Below are 26,230 nucleotides of genomic sequence, written 5' to 3' on the forward strand. Positions count from 1 at the left end.
TTTAAGCGAAAATGGTAAAGGCCGGACTGCTGTACGTTGCGTAAAGCCAGGGTGATGCAACAGAAAACGCCGCGGGTGGCCCCGCGGCGTTCTGGTGGTCCCTGTCAGACCCGGCCGTGCAGAAGGCTTGCCGGATGGCGGCTCAGCTTTCTGCTTTATGTGCCTTGGTTGCGGCCTGAACCGCGGCCGACGGTGCCGGAGCCGGGGCTGCGGCCGGAGCTGCGGCTGCCGCCGGAGCGGACTTGCGGCCGCCCGGGTTCAGCGGGTCGTCCTGGCGCTGCACGGAGCCTTCGAAGTGGGCGCCGGACTCAATGGCGATGGTCTTGTGGATGATGTCGCCCTCGACCCGCGCGGTGGAGGTGAGGCGCACCTTGAGGCCGCGCACACGGCCGACGATGCGGCCGTTGATGACCACGTCATCAGCGGTGATTTCACCTTTGATGGTGGCGGTTTCGCCGACGGTCAGCAGATGCGCGCGGATGTCGCCCTCGACGGTGCCTTCGACCTGGATGTCGCCGGTGGTCTTGACGTTGCCGGTGATGTGCAGGTCCGAGCTCAGCAGCGATGCGGCGGGCTTGGCCTTGGGCATGCTGGAGGTGTAGTCGCTGGCCGCAGGCGCAGCTGCCGGTGCTGCCGCGGGTGCCGGGGTTGCTTCGGCCTGCTTCGGCCCGGGCTCGTTGATTTTGCTCTTAGAAAACATTTCTCGCAGCCTTGATATAGATCATGGGGTTAACAGCTTGCCCGTTGACCCTGACCTCGTAGTGGAGGTGGGTCCCGGTGGACCGTCCGGTGTTACCCATATCAGCAATGTGATCCCCGCGCGAGACCCTTTGGCCCTTTGTCACGCGGATCCTGGAGTTATGGGCGTATCTGGTTTCGATGCCGAAGGCGTGGCGGATGGTGACCATCTTGCCGTAGCCGGATTGCCAGCCGGCATGGGTGACCACGCCGTCGGCGGTGGCAAAGATATCGGTGCCGGTGCTGCCGGCGAAATCGGACCCTTTGTGAAGGCGGCGGCCGCCGGTTTTGGGGTCGCGGCGGTAGCCGTAGCCGGAGGTCTGGCGCACGTGGCCGAGGTTCACCGGGGTGGCAAAGGGCGCCTGCTGGGCGGCCAGCCGGTAGAGGTTCAGCTGGTCCAGCTTGGCCAGGATGGCATTGGCGCGCAGCGCTTCGGGGCTGGGTTCCTCGCCCCGGGTCGACATCGCCAGCGGCTCAAGCGGGCCGCCCTGGCCGCTGTAGCCGCGGCGCACCTGTTCGAGGATGCGGTCGGGCGGCATGCCGGCGTTGCGGAACATCTTGTCGAGCGGGGTGACGGAGACCGCAACCGCCTCTTCCAGCTGGCGGAAGATCTGGCTGTTGCGCTCATTCATCAGCTGCAGTTCCAGCTCCAGCTCGTCGCGCTGCTCCAGCGCGCCCTGGGCGTCGGCCTGAATCTGGTCGCGTTCACTTGCGGTGTCGGACAGAACACTTGCCAGCAGGCCCATCTGCGCCTCGGCGCTGGCCATCACTGCATGGGGGCTGGCACCGCCCTCGGTATCCTCTTTCAGCTGCGCCAGGGCTTTGCGGGCGCCGTCGCGCTGGGTCATGGTGTCGCGCAGGGTGGACTGGATCACCTCAATGCCGGTTTCCAGCTCGCGGCGGCGGGTCTCGGACGCCAGCAGTTCCGACTGCATGACGGAGATCTGCGCCAGCGCGGCGTTGAAACGCTCCTGCGCGGCCAGTGCTTCTTCGGCGCGGGCGTCGCGTTCATCGGAAATCGCATTCAGGCGGGCGCGGTAGGTCTGCTGGTCGCGCTTGGCCAGCTCGCGGAAGTTGCCGGAGCCGATACTGTCCATCAGCACGATGGCGGTGGCGACAATCGACCAGGCCACAAACAGGGTGACGCCAGCCATGGCGATCAGCTGGGTTTCAGAGCGCAGCCGGATGAACCTTGTGTCGGTATCGGACTTCAGGAACACCCGCCGCTCCGGGAAGCGGCGTTCGAGAAAACTGTGAATTCTGATCGCGAGCCGTGTGCGCAATGTGTCTTCCCTGTCTGTCTCGTCGTCCGGTGCCCTTGTGCCGTCTAGGGGCAGGCCCGGGACCTTGGCCGAAGTCAATAGACAGGGCTGCGCATTTGGGCAAGCCTGTTGACCCATTGGGGGGGCAAGGTGCTGGTCAGACGGGGAAGTCGGCGGAAATTTGCCGAGACGGCACCTGGCTGATCCCGGGGTGACGCGGGGTCAGCGCAGCGGCGGCGGTCAGACTGGCAGGTGCTGCGCGAGGAAGGCGGTGGGCAGCATGTGCGGAGCTGGCCGTCCGGCTTGCTCAGGTTTTGCAGCTACGGGCCGGGCAAGCCCCCCCCCATAGGCCTGCGGTGCCGCAGCGCCGGGCCGGAACAGTTGCGGAAACAGCGCCCAACCTCCGCCCGGGTCAGGCGCCGTGTGCCGATCCAGCAAATGGGCTGGGGACCGTTGTCGAGGGTGAATACCAGATCGCCGGGGCGCAGCGTCTCAATGGGCTTATCGCCTTGGGGCGTGCGGATGGCGGTGCCCGCGGTGAAACAGAAAACGCCGGTGTTTTCCGTGGTGAAGGAGGACCTGTCGGCGGAAGCGCCGGAGAAGGTGAGGCTGTCGCCGGCGCCGAATTGGGTGTTGTCGCTGTCGCCATCATCCAGCGCGCCGGTATTGCCGGTGTTGAAATCGCTGATGGTGTCATGGCCGGTGGAGACGGCAAAGACGTCGTTGCCCGCGCTGCCGGTCAGGGAGTCATTGCCTGCGCCGCCATCGAGCGTGTCATCGCCGCTGCCGCCCGTGAGGTCATCGTTGCCGCCCAGCCCGTACATCACGTTCTGGTTGTGCGGGCCGGTCATGGTGTCATCGCCGTCCTCGGTGCCGATGGCGACGCCCAGGGTCTCGGTATAGGTGTTGGTGTCCGGGTCGGTGACCTTGACCTTGACCGTGACGGTGTCGCTGAACAGGGTGTCTGCAGCGTGGTCGGCGGCCAGGGAAATATCGCCCGTGTTCGGGTCAATCACGAATATGCCGCCGGCATCGTCGGTCAGCGAAAAGGTATGGCCCGTGGGGTTGTCCGGGTCGGTCACATCGTCGACCGAGGCAATCACGGTGCCTGCGGCAATTGTCGGGGCGGTGGTGGTGTGGGGTTCCGTCACCTCCGACTGGGTGAGGGCGCGGTCGTAGATCTGCAGGGTATCCATCTCGCCGCCGTAATAACGGTCGGCGTTGAAGCCGCTGCGGCTGCCGAGGATCACATCGCCGGTGGGGGCGATCGGATCGCCGCCAGCGGTGCTGCTGTTTTGTTCGACCCCGTCGAGGTAGACCTTGGAGCCGGAGAAATCCACAGTCAGCGTATAGGTATGACACTGGCCGTCGCCGATGATGCCGCTGATGTCGAATTCCAAATCGGTGTTGCTGAGGGTATCGATCTCGTCCCGGATCACCGTGCGCATCATATTCGGGTCGGTGCCGTGGCCGTTTTCCGTCATGAAAACGTTGATGCTGTTGGTTCCGTTGATGTCACCGTGGCTGTAGAGGTACTGGAACAGCGAGCCGTCGTTATCATCGGCCTTGAACTGGAAGGTGATGGTGAAGGTGTCGTTCATCTCGACATCAGGGATGGCGACGTAATCGTCCGTCTCGTCAAAGCTGAGCGCGCCGCCATCCTTGCCGGCCACGGTGCTGGCGCCATAGACGGTGCCATTGTTGCCGCCGGCGCTGTCGTTTGCGTCGCCGTCCTAGTGGAACAGTTTGGTGAGGCCCGAGGGCATGACCGTGCGGTCTTCGGTCTCGAGCATGTCGTTGGGAATGAATTCCATGTCCGTGGGGTTCATGCCGGTTCCCCCTTGGCTTTGTCAGCGCGCAGACTGGCGCGGCAGCGCAAGCAGGATACCCTTGCTGCGGTGGAGGGTACGCATCCCAGGTGTGTTTACCCGGTATCCGGCACGACTGGTAAACCACCGTTTCAGGGGAAGAGTGTCATGGAAAGCCTTGAAAAGAGGGCTAAGAAGCGCGGAAAGGGCCTTGCAAGGCCAGGCCGCAGGTGCGGTTTGCCGGTGAACGTCCCGTCAGCCCTGGCGTTCGTTTCTCGCTTCGCTCCAGCCGCTTTCCCAAGCCTGATGGTCGGCGTTGTCAAAGGCATAGGGGTTGGCGGTCAGGGGCTGGCCGTTCAGGCCGGCGCGGAAGCCTTCGTCAAAATGCGCGCCCCTCGGGTCCATTCCGCAAGGCTGATGGGCGGTGTCGCGCAGATGGGCGGCAAATTCCGGGTAGCGGGCCAGGTCGGTCTGGTCGAGGCCTTCCGGGTGCTGTTCCAGCGCCCGGCGGCCGCGGCGGGTCAGCTGCCAGCTGCCGTCCGCTTCCTGTTCCAGAATACGGGCTGTTTGAAGGTCCGCCAGATGGCCCGCCAGCCGTTCCCGAAGCTCCTCCGGCGGCAGGCCGGGGGTCTCATTGGCCTGGCGGAACAGGGCGGCAAGGGCGGTTTCGCAGCTCTCGAGCGTCACGGGACCGGTCCCGGCCTTGTGCAGGATCAGGGCAACAAGGCTGGCTGTGCTCAGCAGTGGAAAGTCGTTTTCGAACATGGCTGCAGCCGCGGTTCCGGGCCTTTGCAGTCTACGCCTGTGCGGCCTCCGGGTAAAGGCCGGACCGGGGTGCTCAGGCGGCTGGTTCACCGGCCCGGTTTACCAGCCCGGCAGCGGTTTCACCTGGTCGGCCAGCGGCCAGTAGAAATCCGGCGGCAGGCCGGCATCGGCGCGTTTTTCCTCGTTGAAGGGCGGTTTCAGCGCGCCGCGGAAATACTTGCGCACCAGAGCATGGAATTCCTCCTTTGGGTCCAGATTGTCCCGTCCGCACAGGAAGTTGAACCATTTGGAGCCATAGGCAACGTGGCTGACTTCCTCGGCATAGATCAGTTCCAGCGCCTCCACCGCCTGGGGGAGGTTTGCCTTGCGGAACACCTCGATCATGCCGGGGGTCACATCAAGGCCACGGGCCTCCAGCACCATAGGCACAACCGCGAGTCGGCCCATCAGGTCCTCTGCCGTGTCCTCGGCTGCGCGCCACATGCCGGCATGGGCAGGCAGGGCGCCGTAATGGCTGCCCAGGGCTTCAAGGCAGTCGCAAATCAGGTTGAAATGCTTGCTTTCTTCATCCGCGGCCTGCACCCAGTCGTCGAAGAACCCCAGTGGCATCGGCACATGGGAGAAGCGGGCGATGATGTCCCAGTGCAGATCTACGGCATTGAGCTCGATATGGGCCACCGCATGCAAAAGCGCGATGCGCCCGGCTTCGGAGCCCGGCTTGCGCTTGGGCACGTCGCGCGGGTTCAGGAGTGCGGGCTGATCAGGCCGTGCCGGGTGCATCGGCGGGCTGGCGGTGCCGGTGGGGATCTGCGGCGCCTCGCCCTTGCGGCTGGCAAACCACGCGGCGGCATGGCGGCGCGACAGGGCGGTCTTGGCACGCCCGTCGGCGGTGGTCAGCACCTCGGCGGCACGTTCGGCAAGCGAAAGGGGCTGATCGGTCATGCGGGTCTCCTGTTGCGGCGGGGCGGCTGGGCCATTGCGGGGGCCGGTTCACCTGATTTGGGCGGCAGAGTCCAGTGCGGAAACCGGCGCACTCCCGCGCCTGCGGGGGATCAGCAGGCTGATCATCCAGGCCCATGGGGCGGCGCCGGGCCCAACAGCCGCGGCTCGTGCCTCTCAGGGCGCGGGCAGGGCTGGCGGGAGCACTTCGCCTAAAGGGCGCGGACGGCTTCCAGCACTTCCTCGGCATGGCCATCGACTTTTACCTTGCGCCAGACACGGGAGATCTTGCCGTCCGCACCGATCAGGAAAGTGGAGCGTTCGATGCCCCAGTGTTTTTTGCCGTACATACTTTTCTCTTTCCAGACGCCGTAATCCTCGCAAACGCTGCCCTCCGCATCCGACAGAAGCGGTGTGGTCAGCCCGTGTTTTGCGGTGAAATTCTCATGCTTCTTGAGGCTGTCCTTGGAAATCCCGAAAACGTGAGCGCCGGCATCGGCGAATGCCTGCAAAGCCTCTGAAAAGGCGATGGATTCTTTGGTGCAGCCGGGGGTATTATCGCGGGGGTAGAAGAACAGCACCACGGGCGCGCCCTGAAGGCTGGACAAAGTGACCTCTCCGCCGCCGCCGCGGGGCAGGGTAAAGGAAGGGGCGGGATCTGAAACGTCGAGCATTGGCCTGTCTCCTGTCATTTGCGCAACTCACTGCGCGGCGACCATAACCGATGAACAGCGAAGGGAAAGCTGAGATCAAACCCGACGGCGAGAATATCCGCGCCGCCGCAGAGGCGGTGCCCGTGCCCGGCCCCGAGCCGGAAGCGGATGCGGCTGCCGCCGCGGCGCCGCGGCGGCGCCGCCGCTGGCGGCTGCTGCGCGGGCTGGTCTGGGTGCTGGCGCTGCTGTCCTTTCTGGGTGCAGGCGCGGTCTATTTCGGGATCGGCACCCGGCTGGATGCGCCGGACTGGGTGCGCACCCGGGTGGAGGCGCGGATCGAGCAGCATCTGAACGGGCTGCAAGTCGAATTCGGCGCCATCCATGTGGTGGTGAACAAGGGCTGGCGGCCGCGGGTGAGCCTGCAGGACGTGGTGCTGCGGCATCCGGACGGCAGTGTCTTTGCCCAGCTGGCGGATGCTCAGGCGAGCCTGGCGATGCGGCCCCTTCTGCGGGGGAGGATCCAGCCCAAGCGGATCGCGCTGAGCGGGCTGTTTGCGGCGCTCAGGCGTAATGAGGATGGCAGCCTGGCGCTGAGTTTTGCCAGCGGCGCGGCACCATCGCGGCGGGCTGCAACCCTGGTGGAGCTGATCGAGCAATGGGACAGTCAGCTGCAGAAGCCGGTGCTGGCGGCGCTGACCGAAGTGGAAACCAGCGAGCTGACCCTCTCCTATACCGACGACCGGCTGGGCCGCGGCTGGACGCTGGACGGCGGCCGGATCGGGCTGCAGCGGCAGGGCAGTTCGGTGTCGCTGTCGGCGGCGTTCTCTGTCCTCAGCGGCCGCGGCGAGGTGGGCACGGTAGAGGCCAGCTATGCGTCCGAGATTGGCAGCCCCGAAGCGGAATTCGGGGTGCTTGTGTCGGAGATCGCCAGTGAGGATATCGCCTTGCAAAGCCCGGCCTTGGGCTGGCTGGGGGTGCTGCGGGCACCGATTTCCGGATCGCTGCGCGGCGGTGTGGCGGCGGATGGCGTGGTGCAGCCGGTGCAGGCCAGCCTGCGCATCGGCGAGGGTGTGATCCAGCCGGCCGCGCAGACCCGCCCGGTGCCGATCACCGGCGCGCGCAGTTACTTCACCTATGATCCCGCGCGCCAGCGGCTGGCGTTCTCGGAGTTGAGCGTGGAAAGCGGCTGGGGCTCAGGGGTGATGCAGGGGCAGGCGAGTCTGGCCGGAGTGCAGAACGGCCAGCTGGCCGGGCTGGTGGGCCAGCTGCGGTTCTCCGACCTGGAGCTGAACCCGCGCCGGCTGTTCGAGACACCGGTGAAATTCCCGGCGGTGGACGCGGATTTCGATCTGCGGCTGAAACCGTTCCGGCTGCGGCTGGGAGAGATGCTGGTGCGGGACGGCGACAGCCGCATCCATTTCGACGGCACTGTCGGGGCAGGCAGCGACGGCTGGGACTACGATCTGAACGGCAGCGTCGATCAGGTGCGCGCCGCGCGGGTCAAGGAATTGTGGCCCTCAGTTCTGGCCCCGAAGCCGCGGGAGTGGGTGCACGAAAACCTGCGGGCCGGTCTGGTGCGCGATGTCGGCTTCCACATGCGCGGGCGCGGCAGCGGCAAGCCGTTTGTCAGCCTGGACCTGGCGTTTGAGGGCGCCGAAGTGCTGTTTCAGAAATTCATGCCGCCGGTGGTTGGCGGCTCTGGCCAGCTGAGCCTTTACGGCAACCGGTTTGTGGTCACTTCCTCGGGCGGGACCGTCACGGCGGATCAGGGCGGCGAGGTGGAGGTGGCGGGCACGTCCTTTATCATCCCGGATGTATCGGCCAAGGATGGCACGCCGGGGATTGCCCGGATCAAGGCGAAGGGCTCTGCCACTGCCGCGCTGTCGCTGCTGAACCGGGAACCCTTGCGGGTGATGGATAAGGCCAGCCTGCCGGTGGACCTGGCGGAAGGGCTGGCGGAGGCCGAAGGCACCCTGTCGCTGCCCTTGCAGAAAGAGGTGCCGGTGGAACAGATCCTCTATCACTACCGCGGCACGGTGCGGGCGGTGGAAAGCGCAAAGCTGGTGCCGGGCCATGTGGCGGCGGCACCGCTGCTGCAGGTTGAGGGCGATCAGGGGCAGGTTCGGATCAGCGGTAATGGCAGCCTGTCCGGCGTGCCGCTGAGTGCCGGCTGGCAGCAGAAGATCGGCAAGGATGCACCGCCGGACAGCCGGGTCGCCGGGGTGATCGAACTGTCCCCGGCTGCGGTTGAGGCTTTCAACATTGGCCTGCCGCGCGGTGCGGTATCCGGCAAGGCGCAGGGGCGGTACTCGGTGGAATTGAAGCCGGGGACGCCACCGCGGCTGCAGCTGGACTCGGACCTTAGCGGAGTGGGGCTGCGCATACCGGAAATCAGCTGGCGCAAGGGCGCGGCAGCAAAAGGCAAGCTGTCGCTCACTGCAACGCTGGCCGAGCCAGCCAGGGTGGACCGTCTGGAGCTGCAAGCGCCCGGACTGTCTGCCACGGGCCGGGTCACGACGCGCAAGAGCGGCGGGCTGGATCAGGCGGTGTTCTCCTCCGCGCAGGCCGGCAATTGGTTCCGCGGCGCCGTGACCTTCACCGGCCGTGGCGCGGCGGCGCCCGCGATCGAGGTGACCGGCGGGCGGCTGGACCTGAACCGGTCGCCGTTCTCCGACAGCGCAAGCGGCAGCAGCGGCAGCAGCGGCGGCGATGTGCCGATCACCCTGCGGCTGCAGAACCTGCAGGTGACTGACAGCATCGGGCTGCAGAATTTCCAGGGGCGGTTTTCCACCCGCGGCGGCATGAACGGGGAGTTCACCGCACGGCTGAACGGGCAGACGCCGGTGGCGGGCACCGTGGTGCCGCAGAACGGGGGAACCGCCTCGCGCATCCGCTCAAATGATGCGGGCGGGGTGTTCCGCTCCGCCGGCGTGTTCGAACATGGCCGCGGCGGCAGTTTCGACATGACGCTGGTGCCCGCCGCCGGTGCGCCGGGTGAATATGACGGCAAGGTCAACGTCCGCAACATCCGGGTGCGGAACGCGCCGTCGATGGCGGCGATCCTGAACGCGATCAGCCTGGTCGGGCTGCTGGATGAGATGACGGGGCAGGGCATCCTGTTCACCAGCATGGACGGGCGGTTCCGGCTGGGGGATTCGCATCTGATCCTGCACCAGAGCAGCGCGGTGGGCCCGTCGATGGGGCTGTCGCTGGACGGAAACTACAACCTGAACAGCAGCCGGTTGAACATGCGGGGGGTGATTTCTCCGGTCTACCTTCTGAACGCGATCGGGCGAGTATTGTCGCCGCGTGACGGTGAGGGTCTGTTCGGCTTTACCTTTACCCTGCGCGGCACTGCGGATGATCCGTCGGTTGCTGTCAACCCGCTGGCCGGACTGGCGCCGGGGTTCCTGCGGGAGATTTTCCGCGGGCCGGCCCCCAAGGTTCCAGGCGACAACCGGGCGTTCAGTGCCGACGGCGAGGTGCTCGAAGACGGCGAGGAACTGGTTCGCGAACCGCGGGGCAGTGACAAGTAGTCCTTGAAGGAAACCCTGCGCGGGGCGAAAATCGCCATGGAACTTCCCCGCTGCACATCATATAGCGCGCGCCATGAAACTCAGCGATTTCGACTTTGACCTGCCCGACGATCTGATTGCCACCCGGCCTGCCAATCCGCGCAGCTCGGCCCGCTTGCTGGTGGCCGAGGGCGGTGCCCTGCACGACGGGAAGGTGACCGATCTGGTCGGCTGGCTGCAGCCCGGTGACCGGCTGGTGCTGAACGACACCAAGGTGATCCCTGCGCGTCTGAGCGGGCTGCGCCACCGCGACAGTGCGCAAGGGCCGGTGGCGGCGAAGATCGAGGCGACCCTGCTGGAGCCGCGCGCCGATGGAAGCTGGGCGGCGCTGCTGAAACCGCTGAAGAAGATCAAGGCAGGGGAAGAGATCATCTTCTCCGATGCGCTGAGCGCGACGCTGGACACCGTCGAGGACGGTCAGGGGTATCTGCGCTTTAACCTGAGCGGCACCGATTTCGACGCCGCCCTGGCCGAGGCCGGCGCGATGCCGCTGCCGCCCTATATCGCCGCCAAGCGCGCGGCGGATGAGCAGGACAAGACCGATTACCAGACCGTCTGGGCCAGGAATTCAGGCGCGGTGGCGGCGCCGACGGCCTCTTTGCATTTCGACGCGCCGCTGCTGGCGGCGCTGAAGGAGCGGGGCGTGGAGATTTCCTATGTCACCCTGCATGTGGGGGCGGGCACCTTTCTGCCGGTGAAGGTGGAAGACGTGACCACCCACCGGATGCACGCGGAATGGGGCAAGGTGAGCGAAGAGGCTGCAGCAGAGATCGCCGCAACCAAAGCGGCTGGCGGACGGGTGATCCCGGTCGGCACCACGGCGCTGCGGCTGATCGAGAGTGCTGCCAAGGACGGCCGGATCCATGCCTGGGAAGGTGACACTGACATCTTCATCTACCCCGGGTTTGAATTCCAGGTGGCGGATGCGCTGATGACCAACTTCCACCTGCCGAAATCGACGCTCCTGATGCTGGTTTCGGCGCTGATGGGGCAGGAGGAAATCCGCAAGATCTATGCCCACGCCGTTGAGAACCGCTACCGGTTCTTCTCCTACGGCGACGCGTCGCTTTTGATCCCGGCTTAGGCGAATACATCTCAGAAAAGCGGCAGGAAATCCTAGATAAGCGCCGCAACTGTGGAACCCCGCACGCGCGCATAGGGTTCATCAAACTGAAATCGGAATCGGCGATACCGGCCCGGCGGGCTTGATCGCCCGGACATAACAAACAAAGGTGTTGGCAGCCCGTCCCGTTGTGGAGGGCTGCTTTGCTTTCGAAGGAGGCATTAAAATGCTGCAGGTGCTGTCGAGCGCATGGGCGCTGCTTTTGGGGGTTTGCTTGCTGATGGTGGGCAACGGCCTGCAGGGCACCATGCTGGGTGTGCGCGGCGAGCTTGAGGGCTTTTCGACCTTCCAGATGTCGATCGTGATGGCGGCCTATTTTGTGGGCTTCCTGGGCGGCTCGCGGCTGGCGCCGGAGATGATCCGCCGCGTCGGCCATGTGCGGGTGTTTGCGGCACTGGCCTCGTTTATCTCTGCCGTGATGATCCTCTATCCGCTGCTGCCCAACACAGTTGCTTGGGCGCTGGGGCGGATGATCATCGGCTTCTGCTTCTCGGGCGTGTATGTGACCGCGGAAAGCTGGCTGAACAATGCTGCCGACAACACCAACCGCGGCAAGGCGCTGTCGCTCTATATGATCGTGCAGACCATCGGCATTATCGCCGCCCAGATGATGATCCAGATCGGCGACCCGGCCGGCTATGAGGCGTTCATCATCGCGTCGATCCTTGTTTCGGTCTCCTTTGGGCCGATCCTCTTGTCGATCTCGCCGACGCCGGCCTTTGACACCACCAAGCCGATGACCCTGCGCAAGCTGTTTGAAACCTCGCCCTTGGGCTGTGTCGGCATGTTCCTTTTGGGCGGCGTGTTCTCGGCCCAGTTCGGCATGAGCGCGGTTTACGGCTCAGCCGCCGGGCTGACGCTGTGGCAGCTGTCGGTCTTTGTCTCCACCTTCTATGTAGGGGCGATGCTGCTGCAGTACCCGCTGGGCTGGCTGTCGGACCGCATGGACCGCCGTTTCCTGATCCTGGGTGCGGCCCTCGCGGGCGGCGTCGGTGCTGTCCTGGGCTTCCTGTTCGGGATGGAGTTCAAGATGCTGCTGGTGGCGGCCTTCTTCATCGGCGGCCTTTCCAACCCGCTCTATTCGCTGCTGATCGCCTATACCAACGACTACCTGGAGCATGACGACATGGCGGCGGCTTCCGGCGGGCTGATTTTCATCAACGGGCTGGGCGCCATTGCCGGGCCGCTGATCACCGGCTGGCTGATGGAGGATGCGGTGTTTGGTCCGGCGGGCTTCTTTACCTTCATCGGTGCGCTGATGTTTGCGATGGCCGCCTATGCCGCCTACCGCGCGACGCAGCGTGCGGCGGTGCCTGTCGATGAAACCGGCAGCTTTGCCGCGATGTCGCCGACGGCTACGCCGGTGGCTGTGGAATTTGCCCAGGAATACGCCATCGAGTCGGAGCTGGAGGAGCAGGAAACTGCCCAAGAAACAGTCTGATTGCGCTAACCAGCCGGAATTGTGAGGATTATTTCACACAGAGGGCTTGTCTGACGTAATTTGTGACCCAAGGTTACTTGTAAAGGTAATGTAAAATGGCCTGAGATAGGGTCAGGAAAAACTTGGAGTTACGACCGATGACTGGTCCCGAAGAGATACTTTCATTCTGGCTCGACAAAGTCGGGGAGAAGGGATGGTATCTGCAGGATGACGCGCTGGATCAGGAGATCCGCGAAAAGTTCCAAAGCACCTGGGAGGCGGCCTGCGAAGGCCGGTTCTCCTTCTGGCTCACCTACCCGAGCGGCACGCTGGCCTACATCATCCTGATGGACCAGTTCCCGCGCAACATGTTCCGCGGTGATGCCCGGGCCTTTGCCTCGGACCGGGCGGCGCTGTCTGCGGCGAAGATCGCGATCAACAAGAACTGGGACCTCAAGATCAATGAACCGGCCCGGCAGTTCTTTTACCTGCCGCTGATGCATTCGGAAAACCTGTGCGACCAGGAGCGCTGCATCCGGCTGATGATGGAGCGGATGCCGGAGACCGGCGGCGGCAACCTGCTGCACGCCCGTGCGCATCGCGAAGTGATCCGGCAGTTCGGCCGCTTCCCCTACCGCAACGAGGCGCTGCACCGCGCCAGCACCACGCCGGAACGGGCCTATGTTCAGGCCGGCGGCTATGGTGAGACCGTGCGACAGATGCAAGCGGCTGGCTGACGCCGGTTTTGCTGGAAGAATTCAACGCCGCGTCCTGAGAAAGGGCGCGGCGTTTTTCTGTTGCCGCTCCCTTGCGTGCAGTGCGGCACTGCGGCAGGGAAGTGCTCCCGCATTTCAGAAAAATCTTTGAAAGACAGACCATGACTGCATCCTCCTTTCCCATGACCGGAAGCTGCCGCTGCGGCGCCACCGGAATCGAAGTGTTAGCACCGCCGGCGCTGACAGCCGCCTGCCACTGCCGCGGCTGTCAGAAGATGAGTTCCAGCGCGTTTTCCCTGACCGCGATGTTCCCGGCTGAGGCGTTCCGGGTGACGCAGGGCGCCCCTGTGGTTGGCGGAGCCAAGGGGGAGGAATTGAGCCATTTCTGCTGCCCGGAGTGCCAGACCTGGATGTTCACCCGCATTGCCGGCGTGGAGGGGTTTGTGAACGTGCGTCCGACGATGTTCGGGGACACCAGCTGGTTCAGCCCGTACATTGAGACCTGGACAGCGGCGAAACATCCGTTCGTGCAGGTTGCGGCCGCGCACAGCTTTGAGCACTTCCCCACGATGGAAGAGTTCGGCGGGCTGCTGGAAGCCTACGCCGCAAAAGGCTGAGCCGGGGTCAGCTTTTCCCTGAACCGCAGGCGCTGCCGTCCTTCAGCAAGGGCGCGGCGCGGATGATCCGGCCGGCAAGTTCTGCGGCTCCGGCACGGGCGGCCTCTGCCGCGGCCTGCTGCGGCAGCGTGCGCATGTCCGCGAGGCTGTCTTGCACCTTTGCCACGCGCGCCTCCAGCTGGGTGAGCCGGGCGCTGGACACGGTGTCGTCCTGCATAGAACTGCGGAGAGCCGCAATGTCTGACTGCAGCCCGGTTATGGCGGTGCGCAGCGGTGCTGCCTGATCAGCAATGGCTGCAGCATTGGCGGTGACGCCTTCGGCTGCGGCCATCAGTTTCCAACCCAGAAACAGGCAAAGTGCCAGCAGGATCAGGGTGGCGTTCACAAGCGCCTTGGCGAGGTCGAAAAGAGTTTTTGTCATATGCATGCGGTCCAGGGTTGTGGATTGCCGAAAGCTTCCAGCCTATGCTGGCCCGGAGCTGCCCCTGCTGCCAAGCGGAAACCTGCCGGAAAACGCATGGCCGCTATGCCGCAGCAGAGGATGATTGCAGTGCAGCGAAAACTAGTTTAACGGTAAACTAGTTTTTGGAACCTGTTCGAGGGCGAGGGAGCAACATGGCCGCACAATCTTATGACGTGATCGTAATCGGCGCCGGGCCGGGGGGCTATGTTGCCGCCATCCGTGCGGCGCAGCTGGGCCTTAAGACCTGCGTGGTCGAGCGTGAGCATCTGGGCGGCATCTGCCTGAACTGGGGCTGCATCCCGACCAAGGCGCTGCTGCGGTCCTCGGAAGTGTTCCACCTGATGGAGCGCGCCAAGGATTTCGGCCTGAAGGCAGAGAACATCGGCTATGACCTCGATGCGGTGGTGAAACGCTCGCGCGGGGTGGCGAAACAGCTGTCCTCCGGCATCGGCCATCTGATGAAGAAGAACAAGATCGACGTGGTGATGGGCGAGGCGTCGATTCCGGCCAAAGGCAAGGTTTCGGTCAAGACCGACAAAGGCACGCAGGATCTGACTGCCAAGAACATCGTGCTGGCCACCGGCGCCCGCGCCCGTGAACTGCCGGGGCTGGAAGCGGACGGCGATCTGGTCTGGACCTACAAGCACGCGCTGCAGCCCGTCCGCATGCCGAAAAAGCTACTGGTGATCGGCTCCGGCGCCATCGGCATCGAATTTGCCAGCTTCTACAACACGCTGGGCGCTGACACGACTGTTGTCGAAGTCATGGACCGGGTGCTGCCGGTCGAGGACGCGGAAATCTCCGCCTTTGCCAAGAAAGCCTTTGTCAAACAGGGCATGAAGATCATGGAGAAAGCCATGGTCAAGCAGCTGGACCGCGGCAAGGGTAAGGTGACGGCCCATATCGAGGTGGGCGGCAAGGTCGAAAAACAGGAGTTCGACACCGTAATTTCTGCCGTCGGCATCGTCGGCAACGTCGAGGGGCTGGGGCTGGAAGAGGTGGGCGTCAAGGTCGACCGGACCCATGTGATCACCGACGAATTCTGCCGCACCGGCGTCGACGGCCTTTATGCCATCGGCGACATCGCCGGCGCGCCCTGGCTGGCGCATAAGGCGTCGCACGAGGGCGTCATGGTGGCGGAGCTGATTGCGGGCAAGCACGCACACCCGGTAAAGCCTGAAAGCATTGCCGGATGCACCTACTGCCAGCCGCAGGTCGCCTCCGTCGGCTATACCGAGGCGAAGGCCAAGGAACTGGGCTACGACATCAAGGTCGGCCGCTTCCCCTTCATCGGCAACGGCAAGGCGATTGCCCTGGGAGAGGCCGAAGGCATGGTCAAGACCATCTTTGACGCCAAGACCGGCGAACTGCTGGGTGCCCATATGGTCGGCGCCGAGGTGACCGAGATGATCCAGGGCTATGTGGTGGGCCGCCAGCTGGAGACCACCGAGGAAGACCTGATGAACACCGTCTTCCCGCACCCGACGCTGTCCGAGATGATGCATGAGAGCGTGCTCGATGCCTATGGCCGGGTGATCCATATGTAAGCTGAAAGCTTGCCGGAACACTTTTGAGGGCCGCACACGGAAAGCGCCGTGTGCGGTCTTTCTTTGGGTAAAGGAGAGAGTGAGATTTCGTGCCAGTTTAAGCGAAAAGTCGCGCGCTCAAGTGTCGTAAGAACCGTCCGGCCAAGGAGGATAGAACATTAGAGTGCAGCCTGGCATAGCGTCCACAAGTTCTTCACCTGCCATTTCACCTTCTTCCTGTTCACGAAGGACCAGGCCAAAGGAAAGCCCAAATGCTTCAATTGAGAAGGGCTTTACCCAGAAGCTGCATCGTTTTTGCCGGCCTAGGAGGTTCCTCTTGATTTTCAGCTGCTTTCGTTTTGCCATTACTGCATTTGCTGCATGCTGGGCACTGGAAGATGATCGCAGGCCCAGGTCGCAAATTTCATGGTCCAGTAAATCGCCGTCTGCGTTGAAAGTATAAGTTGCAATGAAATCGCGTGTCTCATGCCCTTCGGTATTTAGTTGAAGGTCTATCCAAAAGTAACGCCCATCGACGAGTTGTCCGACGTCTCTTAAATGGTGCTGGTCTGGGACCAGCCGAATTCTTTCGACCATCTTTTCCCTAAATGTAACGACTAAAGTGTTAAAATCCATACGTTATTGTCTTCCGAAGTCCAAGAAAACTTTGGCGGAAGAGCCGTGAGTTGGCCACTCTTTTCCTTTGCGGCAGCTCTGGCATCCCGGAGCGGACCGGGGTAACCAGATGCAAATCAAGAACAAAGGGCAGCGGTCATGAGCACAACCGGGAAAACCCGCTGGGGCGCGATCCTTGCGGTCTGGGCTGCGGGCCTTGGCGCTGCCGCGCAATACGGCAAGGTGTCGGTTGTTTTTGACCAGCTTGGCGCGCTGTATCCCGAGGCTGGCGCGGCGCTGAGCCTGAGCGTGTCGATGACGGGCGTGCTGGGCATTCTGATGGGCGCGGTGGCCGGGTTGTTCGTGTCTTCCTTTGGCTACCGGCGCACGCTGGTCTGGGCCTTGTGGACAGGGGCAGTAATGTCGGCGCTGCAGGTGCTGCATCTGCCCTACGGGCTGTTTCTGGTGACCCGCGCGGTGGAAGGCCTGTCTCACCTGGGCATCGTGGTGGCCGGGCCGACTCTGATGGCGCTGCTGGCTGATGACCGCCAGCGGGGCACGGCGCTGACGGTGTGGAGCACGTTTTTCGGCGTTGCCTTTGCACTCTTGAACTGGCTGGGGCTGCCGCTGGTGGCCTCCTACGGGCTGCTGGCATTGTTTGCGGCCCATGCCGCGCTGATGGCGGCGCTGGCGGTATTGCTCCATTGGGCAATGCGCGATCTGCCAGTGCCGCCGCGCCAGCCGATGCCGCGGTTGGCCGACCTGCCGGCGCTGCATCTGAAGATCTACCGCTCGCCGTTCAAGCTGGCGCCGGCTGCGGGCTGGCTGTTTTACACCACCTGCTTTGTGGCACTGCTGACGGTGCTGCCGCCACATGTGCCGGAGGGGCAGCGGGCCTTTGTGATGGGGGCGTTTCCGCTGATCTCCATCGCCTCGTCTATGGTGATCGGGGTGGCGCTGCTGCGGGTGATGCCGGCGGTGCAGCTCATTCAGCTGGGCTTTGGCCTTTGTGCGGCAGGCGGGCTGTGGCTCTGGGCCATGCCGGGGGACTGGCTGGCATGCTTTGCGCTGGCTGCTGCCTTTGGCCTGGTGCAGAGCGGCAGTTTTGCCTGTGTTCCGCAGCTGAACACTACGGCAGCGGATCAGGCCGAGTCGAACGGCGCGATGTCGCAGGCGGGCAATGCCGGCAATGTGATCGGCACGCCGCTGCTGCTGGCATCGCTGGGGGTGGCGGGTTACGGCGGCATGATGCTGGTGGTCTGCGCCCTGTTCCTGGCGGGCATTCTGGTGCACCAGCTGCTGGCCGCGCGGCGGCGCGCCTGGGCCTAGACGCGCCGGAGTCCGGGCCGGAAAACGTGTGGCTTCCGCCTGCTGCCAGCTGCTGTCAGCAAGTTTCAACCTGTTCGCTCTATGTTCTCTTTTAGGGCTTGGCGTTTTCCACAGCATTCCCTATCTGTAGGGCGGGCGTCCGCCAGGGGTTCGGCGGCGCGGGTACGGGGGCATTATGGCTGAGCTGAAATCCATCGAAGTGCGCGGCGCGCGCGAGCACAATCTGAAGAGCATCGACGTGGATATTCCGCGCGATGAGCTGGTGGTGATTACCGGTCTTTCGGGTTCAGGCAAGTCCTCTCTGGCGTTTGACACCATCTATGCCGAGGGCCAGCGCCGCTATGTCGAGAGCCTGTCGGCCTACGCGCGCCAGTTCCTCGACATGATGGAAAAGCCGGACGTGGATCACATCAGCGGTTTGTCCCCTGCGATCTCCATCGAGCAGAAGACAACGTCGAAGAACCCGCGCTCCACCGTCGGTACGGTGACGGAGATCTATGACTATCTGCGTCTTTTGTTTGCCCGCGCAGGCACGCCCTACAGCCCGGCCACCGGCAAGCCGATTGAGGCGCAGCAGGTGCAGGACATGGTCGACCGGATCATGGAGATGGAGGAGGGCACCCGCGGCTACCTGCTGGCGCCGATCGTCCGCGACCGCAAAGGCGAGTACAAGAAGGAATTCCTGGAGCTGCGCAAGCAGGGCTTCCAGCGGGTGAAGGTGGACGGCGCGTTCTATGAGCTGGACGAGCCGCCCACTCTGGACAAGAAGTTCCGTCATGACATCGACGTGGTGGTCGACCGTCTGGTGGTGCGCGAAGGCATGGAGACCCGGCTGGCGGACAGCTTGCGTACCGCGCTGGACCTGGCGGATGGCATTGCCATTCTGGAGACCGCGCCCAAGGAGGGCGAGCCGGAGCGGATCACCTTCAGCGAAAACTTTGCCTGCCCGGTCAGCGGCTTTACCATCCCGGAGATCGAACCGCGGCTGTTTTCCTTCAACGCGCCGTTCGGGGCCTGCCCGGAATGCGACGGGCTGGGGGTTGAGCTGTTCTTTGACGAGCGGCTGGTGGTGCCGGACCAGAGCCTGAAAGTCTATGACGGCGCTTTGGCACCCTGGCGCAAGGGTAAGTCGCCCTATTTCCTGCAGACCATCGAGGCCATCGCACGGCACTACGAGTTCGACAAGAACACCGTCTGGAAGGACTTGCCGGAGAAGGTGCAGAAAGTGTTCCTGTACGGTTCCGGCGACGAGGAGATCATGTTCCGCTATGACGAGGGCGGGCGGGTCTACCAGGTGGAGCGCACCTTTGAGGGTGTGATTCCGAATATGGAGCGGCGCTACCGCGAGACCGATTCCAACTGGATCCGGGAAGAATTCGAGCGCTACCAGAACAACCGCCACTGCCATCACTGCGAGGGTTACCGGCTGCGGGAAGAGGCGCTGGCGGTGAAGATCGCGGGCGTGCATGTGGGGCAGGTGGTGCAGCTGTCGATCCGCGAGGCGCTGGCCTGGATCGAGGATGTGCCGAACCATCTGACCCAGCAGAAGCAGGAGATCGCCCGCGCCATCGTCAAGGAGATCCGCGAGCGGCTTGGTTTCCTGAATAACGTGGGTCTGGAGTATCTGACCCTGAGCCGCAATTCCGGCACCCTGTCTGGCGGCGAGAGCCAGCGGATCCGGCTGGCGAGCCAGATCGGGTCCGGCCTGACCGGGGTTCTCTATGTGCTGGACGAGCCCTCGATTGGCTTGCACCAGCGCGACAATGACCGGCTGATCGGCACGTTGAAGAACCTGCGCGACCAGGGCAACACCGTGATCGTGGTGGAGCATGACGAGGACATGATCCGCCAGGCGGACTATGTGTTCGACATCGGCCCCGGCGCCGGGGTGCACGGCGGCGAGGTGGTGAGCCACGGCACGCCGCAGAGGATTGCGTCTGACACCAACTCGATCACCGGCCAGTATCTGGCGGGCACGCGGGAAATCGCGGTGCCGGCCAAGCGCCGCAAGGGCAACAAGAAGAAGATCAAGGTGGTCAAGGCCACCGGCAACAACCTGAAAGAGGTGACGGCAGAGTTTCCGCTGGGCAAGTTCGTCTGCGTGACCGGCGTGTCGGGCGGCGGCAAGTCGACGCTGACCATCGAGACGCTGTTCAAGACCGCCTCGATGCGGCTGAATGGTGCACGCCAGACACCGGCGCCCTGCGAGAGCATCAAGGGGCTGGAGCATCTGGACAAGGTGATCGACATCGACCAGCGCCCGATCGGCCGCACGCCGCGGTCGAACCCTGCGACCTACACCGGTGCCTTCACCCCGATCCGCGACTGGTTTGCTGGCCTGCCGGAGGCAAAGACGCGGGGGTATAAGCCCGGGCGGTTCTCCTTCAACGTCAAGGGCGGGCGCTGCGAGGCCTGCCAAGGCGACGGCGTCATCAAGATCGAGATGCACTTTTTGCCCGACGTCTATGTGACCTGCGAGACCTGCAAGGGCGCGCGCTATAACCGGGAAACGCTGGAGATCAAGTTCAAGGGTAAGAGCATTGCCGATGTGCTTGATATGACGGTTGAAGACGCGCAGGGCTTCTTCCAGGCGGTGCCCGCGATCCGCGACAAGATGGATGCGCTGATGCGGGTGGGCCTGGGCTATATCAAGGTAGGCCAGCAGGCGACGACGCTGTCGGGCGGCGAGGCGCAGCGGGTGAAGTTGTCGAAGGAACTGTCGAAACGCTCCACCGGGCGGACGCTGTATATCCTGGACGAACCGACCACCGGCCTGCATTTCGAGGATGTGAAGAAACTTCTGGAAGTGCTGCACGAACTGGTGGAGCAGGGCAATTCGGTAGTGGTGATCGAACACAATCTGGACGTGGTCAAGACTGCCGACTGGATCATCGACATCGGCCCCGAGGGCGGCGACGGCGGCGGCGAGATTGTTGCGGCCGGCACGCCGGAGGCAGTTGCCGATGAGCCGCGCAGCCACACCGGGCGCTATCTGAAGGACATTCTGGCGGCGCGGAAGGTCGCTGCGGAATAAGAGAGAGCGGCGCTGGCCTGCTGACGCGGGAAAGAGGGGTGCTGCCCCTCTTGGCCGATGGCCAATTCACCCCGGAGTATTTCTGCAAAGGTGAACAGGGGGCGGTGGCGCCCCCTTTCTTATGCCGCTTGCACGGCAGTTGGGCGGGCCAGCAGCAGCGGAACCAGGAACAGGGCCAGGAAGGCGGTGTTCATCACCACGTTGAACCAGGCGCCTGCGGCGAGGGAGCCGAGGCTGTCGGGAATGTACCAGGCCAGAAGCGCCGGGATCAGCAGGCGGCGGCCAAGGGCGGGGTCGGTGCTGTAGACATGTTCAGTCAGCAGATAGATCAGCACGCAGAAGCCGCACATCAGCCCGCCGCTGATGGCGGTCATCAGCGACGCCGCGCCAGGGCTGAGCGCCTGGGCACCGTCCACCGGCAGGAAGGCTAGGTCGATGAACAGGCCAAGCGCTGCGCCCAGCGGGGTGGCCAGTGCCAGCACCATGGCAAGGCCGAAGGCAGCGGAGAGGATCGAGACGGTCTTGAGCATGCGGATCGAGGCAGTGTGGGTCATTGGGGGCTCCTGTAGGTTTCCGCAGGCAGAGTGCCGCGGAGCACAGAGGCAAAACAATTACCTGGGAGGTAAGTGAAGTTCCGAATGCGACCGCCTATGCTGGCGAAAACGGAGACACGGCATGGCAGAAGCATTTGGCGCGGTTCTGAAGAAATGGCGCGGGCTGCGGCGGATGAGCCAGATGCAGCTGGCGCTGGAGGCCGGGGTCTCAGCCCGGCATCTGTCGTTTCTGGAGAGCGGCCGCGCGCGCCCCAGCCGGGGCATGGTGCTGCGTCTCAGCGAGGAATTGCAGCTTCCGGGCGGGGCGCAGAACCAGATGCTGACGGCGGCGGGGCTGGCGCCGGCCTATGCAAGCCGGGATCTGGATGATGCAGCGCTGGTGCCGCTGCGGCAGGCGGCGGCGCAGATGCTGGCGGCGCATGCGCCCTATCCGGCGATGATGATCGACCGCCACTGGACCCTGCTGGATCTGAACCGCCCAATGGAGATGATGCTGAGCGGTGCCGGCATCAGCAAGGGCAGCAGCCTGATCAATGCGCTGCTGGGCAATGCGGCGCTGCGGGATGCGTTGGATAACCTGGAGGAGGTCGAACGGCACAGCCTGGCGCGCCTCAGGACCGAATTGGCGCATTTCGGGGCTGACCCGGTTCTGGAACAGGCGGTGGCGCGGCTGCAGGCAAATGCGGCCGCCCATGAAACACCGCAGGAGGGCGTGTTGCCCGCTGTGATCCCGGCCCGCTACCGGATGGGCGGGCAGGTGCTGGCGTTCTTCTCAACCATCACCCAGTTCGGCGGCACCGGTGATCTGGCGATGTCGGAGCTGCGGATCGAGATGCTGTTTCCGGCAGATGAGGCAACGCGCCAGGTGATGGAGGCGATGGCCTGGCCCTGACCGGGCCGCACAGCGTCTATTGGGGGAGATTGTCCGCGGCGCCGATCAGGCGCAGCACCTTCTGGGTCTCGCGATTCACCTGGTAGACATAGCCGCCGGCCTGCACATAGGTGCCATAGGGATCGGGCGCCCATTGGCCCGGTTCGCCGATCCAGGTGTAGTCATCCAGGATATGGTCGCCGCGGCGGTAGAACTTCTTAGTTAACCGTGCCGGCGTGCAGTGCGAGGCCTTCAGGGCCAGGCCCTGAGGGCAATCGAGTGAGGCCTTTTCGATGCCGCCATTGCCTGCCGCCAGCGGAATCGCCAGCGCGCAGGCCGCGGCAAGAACGGTGATCGGAACAAGATGACGGCGTACCATTTACAGCGGATCCTTTCTTCGCTGCCCTTGTCATAAAGAGCTGCGCGGCAAAGCCAAGGGAGCTGAAAGGGGGCGGCGGCGCGCCGCCAGTTGCTGCTTAGGCGGCGGCAAGAACCCGCGCTTCGAAGCTGCGCAGGGACAGCCGGGCGGCGTTTCCGTAGCCGCGGCCGGTTTCAGCGCACAGCTCGGGGAACAAGTCGCGGATTTCCGCCTGTGTTCCGGCATCAAAGCCAGAGGCTGATTCCGGCCCGGGCTGATAGCTTTCGCTGAGCGCACCGTTGGCCCAGAGAATCTGATGACGGCCGAACAGCAGGTGGAAATACTCGGCCTCCTGCAGCTCCAGTGCCGGGCGCACAGTCCTGTCGTTGACCAGGTCCTTGGCCTTGACCAGAACCTCTTCCTCACCGAACAGCAGTTCGGCCAGCGGGCCGGAGACAACCATCCGGTGCTGGGGGGAGACATAGAGGTCGCGCGTGTTGCCGCAGCTGCCCTTGGCAAAACGGACCGGAGCGGTTTCGGCCGTGCATGCCGTGCGGCGGCTGCCGGTCCATTGCAGGACCTGCGGGCCGTTGTCGTAGGTCAGCACTTCCATGCCCGGGCGCAGATCCTCGACCGGGATCTCGCCGTCCGGGGTGCGGATCAGGGTGCCGCGCAGGAAGCAAGGCACGGTCTGGTTGATTTCCACCAGACCAGTATCGGAATTTCCCTGGCCGTTGTCCGCGGTGTAGTTGAAGTAGACGGTCTCCAGATCGCCGTCGGTGACCACGGTCAGGGTGCCATCGGCGTTCAGGGTGATCTGCTGCCCCGTCGCCAGAGTGACGGTATCGCCGGCGGTGACCGCCTGATCGTTGATATGGGTAATGGTCAGCGTGCCGGAGGTGGTGGTGTCGTTCTCCAGAACGTCGATCACCCGCGTCTTGTTGATGGCGATGTCTTCCTGATCGTCCTGCGCAACCACAGCCGTTTGCACCGAGCCGCCGGCAATCAGAAGGTTGGTGTCGTAGCTGCTGTCGGCAGTATCGGCGACGCCGATCTTGAGTGTATTGATTTCACCTGCATTCACCGGGGCAACAAAGGTCAGGGTGATGGTGAAGCCGTCCATCTCCGTGTTGTACTGGTCACCGGTGTTGTCGACGTAGACGTTCTCGGTGCCGTCGTTGATGTTGCCGATCGAGGCGGTGCCGTCGCCGATGGTGACCTGGGCCTCCACACCGTTCACCCAGACGCCAATGACATCGTTGTACTGGGAGTTGGCGAACTCCGGGTATTCTTCGGAGGACAGCACGAAGTCGATGGTCAGCGTATCACCGTCCGGGACAAAATTGATCTCCAGGAAGGACGCGTCAAACGTGCTGGCTCCGGCCAGGGAATCAAAGTCGGCATCCCCGTTCACGCCGCTGGTATTGGTGGTTGTGTTGGTGTTCTGGTTGGTATTGGTTGAGCCGTCGCTGTTGGTGAAATCACGCACGTAGCCGGTGGACAGAATGACGCCCGAGTCGGCGGGTGCGACACCCGGCGTGGTGGTGTCCGCGCCGGTGTAGATGCCGGACGACAGGTTGTCGCCGCTGTAGCTGGCGCTGGTCACGGTCACGCCGTCGCCGAAAATCTCCTCCGCCATCTGGATGGCGGTAGCAGTTGAGTCGATATTCAGTTCGGTTGCGGTGGCCATGACGGGCGTCTCGATCCTGGTGCTCGGCTTTACGGTCGCTTACCGGAATGCTGCTGAATTGAGACGGAACTGTGGCGGGTTGGGGCCAAAATCCGGGAGTTTATTCGAATTTTAAGGGTATTTTCAGGAACTCCCGAAGATTGAGGCCGGCCCGTTGAAGGGCCGGCCTGACGCAATGCCGGTTTGGGAGGAAACCGCGTGGAGGCGGCCGGGCGTGTCAGCCCTCCCGGCTGCGTTTCTCAAAGCGGGGCAGCATGGCAGAGAAGTCCATGCCCTTGCCGTCTTCGTCCTCGACGAACTTCTTGTAGAGCGCCATTGCCAGTTCGCCCATCGGGGTATCGGCATCGGCGCTCTCAGCCGCCTGCTGGCTGAGGCCCAGGTCCTTGAGCATCAGTTCAGCCGCAAAGCCGGGCTGGTAATTGTTGTCGGCGGGTGATTGCGGGCCGACACCGGGGGCCGGGCAATAGGCGTTCATGGTCCAGCTGTAGCCGGAGGAGGTGGAGACCACATCGAACATCTTCTGCCGGTCGAGGCCCAGCTTGTCGGCCAGGGCAAAGGCCTCGCAGGTGGCGATCATGGTGACGCCGAGGATCATGTTGTTGCAGATCTTGGCGGCCTGGCCGGCGCCGGCCTCGCCGCAATGCACGGCTTTCTGGCCCATGATGCCGAACAGCGGTTCTGCTGCGGCAAAGGCCTCTGCCGAGCCGCCGGCCATGAAGGTCAGCGTGCCGCCGGCCGCGCCGCCGATGCCGCCGGAGACCGGCGCGTCGACGGACAGGAGGCCAGCGGCCTCAGCCTGTTCCGCCACAGCGCGGGCGGAGTCGACGTCGACGGTGGAGCAGTCAATAAGGGCGGCGCCCTTGGCCATTGCCGGGATCACCTCTGCCGCGACCAGGCGCAGGATAGCGCCGTTGGGCAGCATGGTGATCACCGCATCGGCACCCGCCGCGGCCTCGGGGCCGGAGGCCGCCATTTTGACACCTTCGATGCTGACATCAGCCATGTCGAAACCGGTGACCTCATGGCCGGCCTTGGCCAGGTTGGCGGCCATCGGCCCGCCCATGTTGCCCAGCCCGATAAATCCGATCTTCATGCGAGTTCCTCCTCAAATGTCAGCGCATCAGCACCAAGCGGCGCCAGCAAGTCGTCAACCGCCTGTGCCGGAACCGGCTGGCCTGCATATTGCCATTGCGGATTGCGGTCCTTGTCAATGATCTGGGCCCGGATGCCCTCCAGGAAATCGCTCTGCTCCATAGCCCGGAAGGTGTAGCGGTATTCCAGGTCCAGCGCCCGGCGGATGGCGGGGCCGTCGGCACGAAGGCGGCGCAGCATTTCCAGCGTGCAGGCCATCGACAGCGGCGAGTTGCGCTTGAGCGACTTCAGCGCGCTTGCGGCAAAATCGCTGTCCTCTGCCTCAAGCCCCGCAAGGATGTCTTCCAGGCTGTCCTTGCCGAAATGCCGGGCGGTGTCCTCGCGAACCGTGCGCAACTTGCCCTCCGGTGCAGGCTTGGCGGCGTCTTCTACCAGCTTGGCGCTGCCGGTCTCCTCCAGCGCGGCGATCAGCGCGGGCCAATCGCCTTCAGGGATGAAATAGTCGGCAAAGCCTGCGAGGATGGCATCATCGGCGCCCATCCGCGCCGCCGTCATGCCAAGGTATTCGCCCAGGTGATCCGGCGCCAGCGCCAGCATCAGCGAACCTCCCACGTCCGGCACCAGGCCGATGCCGACCTCCGGCATGGCGATCTGGCTGCTTTCACCCACCACCCGGTGGGTGCCGTGGCAGCCTATGCCGACCCCGCCGCCCATGGTGAAACCCTGCATGAAGCTGATCACCGGCTTTTTGTATTCGAAGATGCGGGCGTTCAGACGGTATTCATCGCGCCAGAAGGTGCGGCCATAGGAATAGTCGCCCTTGGTGCCGGTGTCATACAGCTCGGCGATGTCGCCGCCGGCACAGAAAGCCTTGTCGCCCTCAGCGTCGATCACCACCAGCTTCACGGCATCATCTTCAGCCCACTCGCGCATCGCGGCGTCGATCGCCATGCACATCTCATAGCTCATCGCATTGAGCGCCTTGGGGCGGGTAAAGGTGATGCGGCCGGCCTGGCCGGAGGTGCGGATATGGATATCACTCATCTGGCGTGCTCCATCAGTATGTCTTGCCGTGCAGTCTG

Annotated in this window: 22 protein-coding genes; 9 read left to right on the top strand and 13 right to left on the bottom strand. The window is 64.0% G+C overall.

Features of this window, described 5'->3' with window-relative positions; translation table 11 throughout:
* Positions 1–142: 142 nt before the first annotated feature.
* The 6 genes from RA24_RS05905 to RA24_RS05930 all read right to left on the bottom strand — a co-directional run bounded on the left by RA24_RS05905 (position 143) and on the right by RA24_RS05930 (position 6,186).
* Positions 143–700, bottom strand: a complete 558-nt coding sequence (locus tag RA24_RS05905; RefSeq protein WP_039146145.1) for a bactofilin family protein — start codon at positions 698–700, stop codon at positions 143–145.
* Entirely contained in the window at positions 690–2,021 is a 1,332-nt protein-coding gene (locus RA24_RS05910) for a M23 family metallopeptidase (RefSeq protein WP_039170092.1), read from the bottom strand. Before RA24_RS05910 ends, RA24_RS05905 begins: the two co-directional genes overlap by 11 nt.
* A gap of 299 nt (positions 2,022–2,320) precedes the next feature.
* Positions 2,321–3,673: a LamG-like jellyroll fold domain-containing protein gene (locus RA24_RS22890; protein WP_039190461.1), complete on the bottom strand. Its 1,353-nt coding sequence runs from the start codon at positions 3,671–3,673 to the stop codon at positions 2,321–2,323.
* 390 nt (positions 3,674–4,063) lie between these two features.
* Positions 4,064–4,573, bottom strand: coding sequence for a ribosome modulation factor (locus tag RA24_RS05920; RefSeq protein WP_039190463.1), 510 nt, complete (start codon positions 4,571–4,573; stop codon positions 4,064–4,066).
* Positions 4,574–4,672: 99 nt separating this feature from the next.
* Positions 4,673–5,515 carry a ferritin-like domain-containing protein gene (locus RA24_RS05925; protein ID WP_039190465.1) on the bottom strand — a complete coding sequence of 281 codons (843 nt, stop codon included), beginning with the start codon at positions 5,513–5,515 and terminating at the stop codon, positions 4,673–4,675.
* Between the two features lie 209 nt (positions 5,516–5,724).
* Complete coding sequence (locus RA24_RS05930; RefSeq protein ID WP_039190466.1) at positions 5,725–6,186, bottom strand: peroxiredoxin; 462 nt, start codon at positions 6,184–6,186, stop codon at positions 5,725–5,727.
* 50 nt (positions 6,187–6,236) lie between these two features.
* Here RA24_RS05930 and RA24_RS05935 point away from each other — a divergent pair, with 50 nt between their 5' ends.
* The 5 genes from RA24_RS05935 to RA24_RS05955 all read left to right on the top strand — a co-directional run bounded on the left by RA24_RS05935 (position 6,237) and on the right by RA24_RS05955 (position 13,616).
* Positions 6,237–9,701, top strand: coding sequence for a YhdP family protein (locus RA24_RS05935; protein WP_039190468.1), 3,465 nt, complete (start codon positions 6,237–6,239; stop codon positions 9,699–9,701).
* Between the two features lie 73 nt (positions 9,702–9,774).
* Positions 9,775–10,824 carry a tRNA preQ1(34) S-adenosylmethionine ribosyltransferase-isomerase QueA gene (gene queA, locus RA24_RS05940; RefSeq protein ID WP_039190469.1) on the top strand — a complete coding sequence of 350 codons (1,050 nt, stop codon included), beginning with the start codon at positions 9,775–9,777 and terminating at the stop codon, positions 10,822–10,824.
* A gap of 205 nt (positions 10,825–11,029) precedes the next feature.
* Positions 11,030–12,304, top strand: a complete 1,275-nt coding sequence (locus RA24_RS05945; protein ID WP_019296897.1) for an MFS transporter — start codon at positions 11,030–11,032, stop codon at positions 12,302–12,304.
* Between the two features lie 137 nt (positions 12,305–12,441).
* Positions 12,442–13,020, top strand: a complete 579-nt coding sequence (locus tag RA24_RS05950; protein WP_039146122.1) for a DUF924 family protein — start codon at positions 12,442–12,444, stop codon at positions 13,018–13,020.
* A 161-nt stretch (positions 13,021–13,181) separates the two neighbouring features.
* On the top strand, positions 13,182–13,616 hold the full coding sequence (locus RA24_RS05955) for a GFA family protein (protein WP_241480910.1): 435 nt from the start codon (positions 13,182–13,184) through the stop codon (positions 13,614–13,616).
* A gap of 7 nt (positions 13,617–13,623) precedes the next feature.
* On the opposite strand, the gene RA24_RS05960 is transcribed toward RA24_RS05955, so the two are convergent.
* On the bottom strand, positions 13,624–14,037 hold the full coding sequence (locus RA24_RS05960) for a hypothetical protein (RefSeq protein ID WP_039190557.1): 414 nt from the start codon (positions 14,035–14,037) through the stop codon (positions 13,624–13,626).
* 194 nt (positions 14,038–14,231) lie between these two features.
* On the opposite strand from RA24_RS05960, the gene lpdA reads away from it, so the two are divergent.
* Positions 14,232–15,626: a dihydrolipoyl dehydrogenase gene (gene lpdA / locus RA24_RS05965; RefSeq protein WP_039190473.1), complete on the top strand. Its 1,395-nt coding sequence runs from the start codon at positions 14,232–14,234 to the stop codon at positions 15,624–15,626.
* Positions 15,627–15,743: 117 nt separating this feature from the next.
* Here lpdA and RA24_RS05970 read toward each other — a convergent pair whose 3' ends face one another.
* Positions 15,744–16,241, bottom strand: a complete 498-nt coding sequence (locus RA24_RS05970) for a hypothetical protein (protein WP_039190475.1) — start codon at positions 16,239–16,241, stop codon at positions 15,744–15,746.
* 138 nt (positions 16,242–16,379) lie between these two features.
* On the opposite strand from RA24_RS05970, the gene RA24_RS05975 reads away from it, so the two are divergent.
* Entirely contained in the window at positions 16,380–17,549 is a 1,170-nt protein-coding gene (locus tag RA24_RS05975; RefSeq protein WP_039190477.1) for an MFS transporter, read from the top strand.
* Between the two features lie 175 nt (positions 17,550–17,724).
* Positions 17,725–20,583, top strand: coding sequence for an excinuclease ABC subunit UvrA (uvrA, locus tag RA24_RS05980; protein ID WP_039190479.1), 2,859 nt, complete (start codon positions 17,725–17,727; stop codon positions 20,581–20,583).
* A 119-nt stretch (positions 20,584–20,702) separates the two neighbouring features.
* Here the strand turns inward: uvrA and RA24_RS05985 are convergent, their stop codons facing one another.
* Positions 20,703–21,137: a hypothetical protein gene (locus RA24_RS05985; protein WP_039190480.1), complete on the bottom strand. Its 435-nt coding sequence runs from the start codon at positions 21,135–21,137 to the stop codon at positions 20,703–20,705.
* 121 nt (positions 21,138–21,258) lie between these two features.
* Between RA24_RS05985 and RA24_RS05990 the strand changes: the two genes are divergently transcribed.
* Positions 21,259–22,029, top strand: a complete 771-nt coding sequence (locus RA24_RS05990; RefSeq protein ID WP_039190482.1) for a helix-turn-helix domain-containing protein — start codon at positions 21,259–21,261, stop codon at positions 22,027–22,029.
* A gap of 16 nt (positions 22,030–22,045) precedes the next feature.
* Here the strand turns inward: RA24_RS05990 and RA24_RS05995 are convergent, their stop codons facing one another.
* The 4 genes from RA24_RS05995 to RA24_RS06010 all read right to left on the bottom strand — a co-directional run bounded on the left by RA24_RS05995 (position 22,046) and on the right by RA24_RS06010 (position 26,192).
* Positions 22,046–22,387, bottom strand: coding sequence for an excinuclease ABC subunit A (locus tag RA24_RS05995; protein ID WP_241480911.1), 342 nt, complete (start codon positions 22,385–22,387; stop codon positions 22,046–22,048).
* A gap of 97 nt (positions 22,388–22,484) precedes the next feature.
* Complete coding sequence (locus RA24_RS06000; protein WP_039190484.1) at positions 22,485–24,056, bottom strand: Hint domain-containing protein; 1,572 nt, start codon at positions 24,054–24,056, stop codon at positions 22,485–22,487.
* Positions 24,057–24,273: 217 nt separating this feature from the next.
* Positions 24,274–25,149: a 3-hydroxyisobutyrate dehydrogenase gene (mmsB, locus tag RA24_RS06005; protein ID WP_039190485.1), complete on the bottom strand. Its 876-nt coding sequence runs from the start codon at positions 25,147–25,149 to the stop codon at positions 24,274–24,276.
* A complete protein-coding gene (locus tag RA24_RS06010) occupies positions 25,146–26,192 on the bottom strand; it encodes an enoyl-CoA hydratase/isomerase family protein (protein ID WP_039190487.1) in 1,047 nt (348 codons plus the stop codon). The genes mmsB and RA24_RS06010 overlap by 4 nt, the downstream gene beginning before the upstream one ends.
* Between the last annotated feature and the right edge of the window lie 38 nt (positions 26,193–26,230).

The organism is Leisingera sp. ANG-M6, assembly GCF_000813905.1.
Lineage (GTDB): Bacteria > Pseudomonadota > Alphaproteobacteria > Rhodobacterales > Rhodobacteraceae > Leisingera.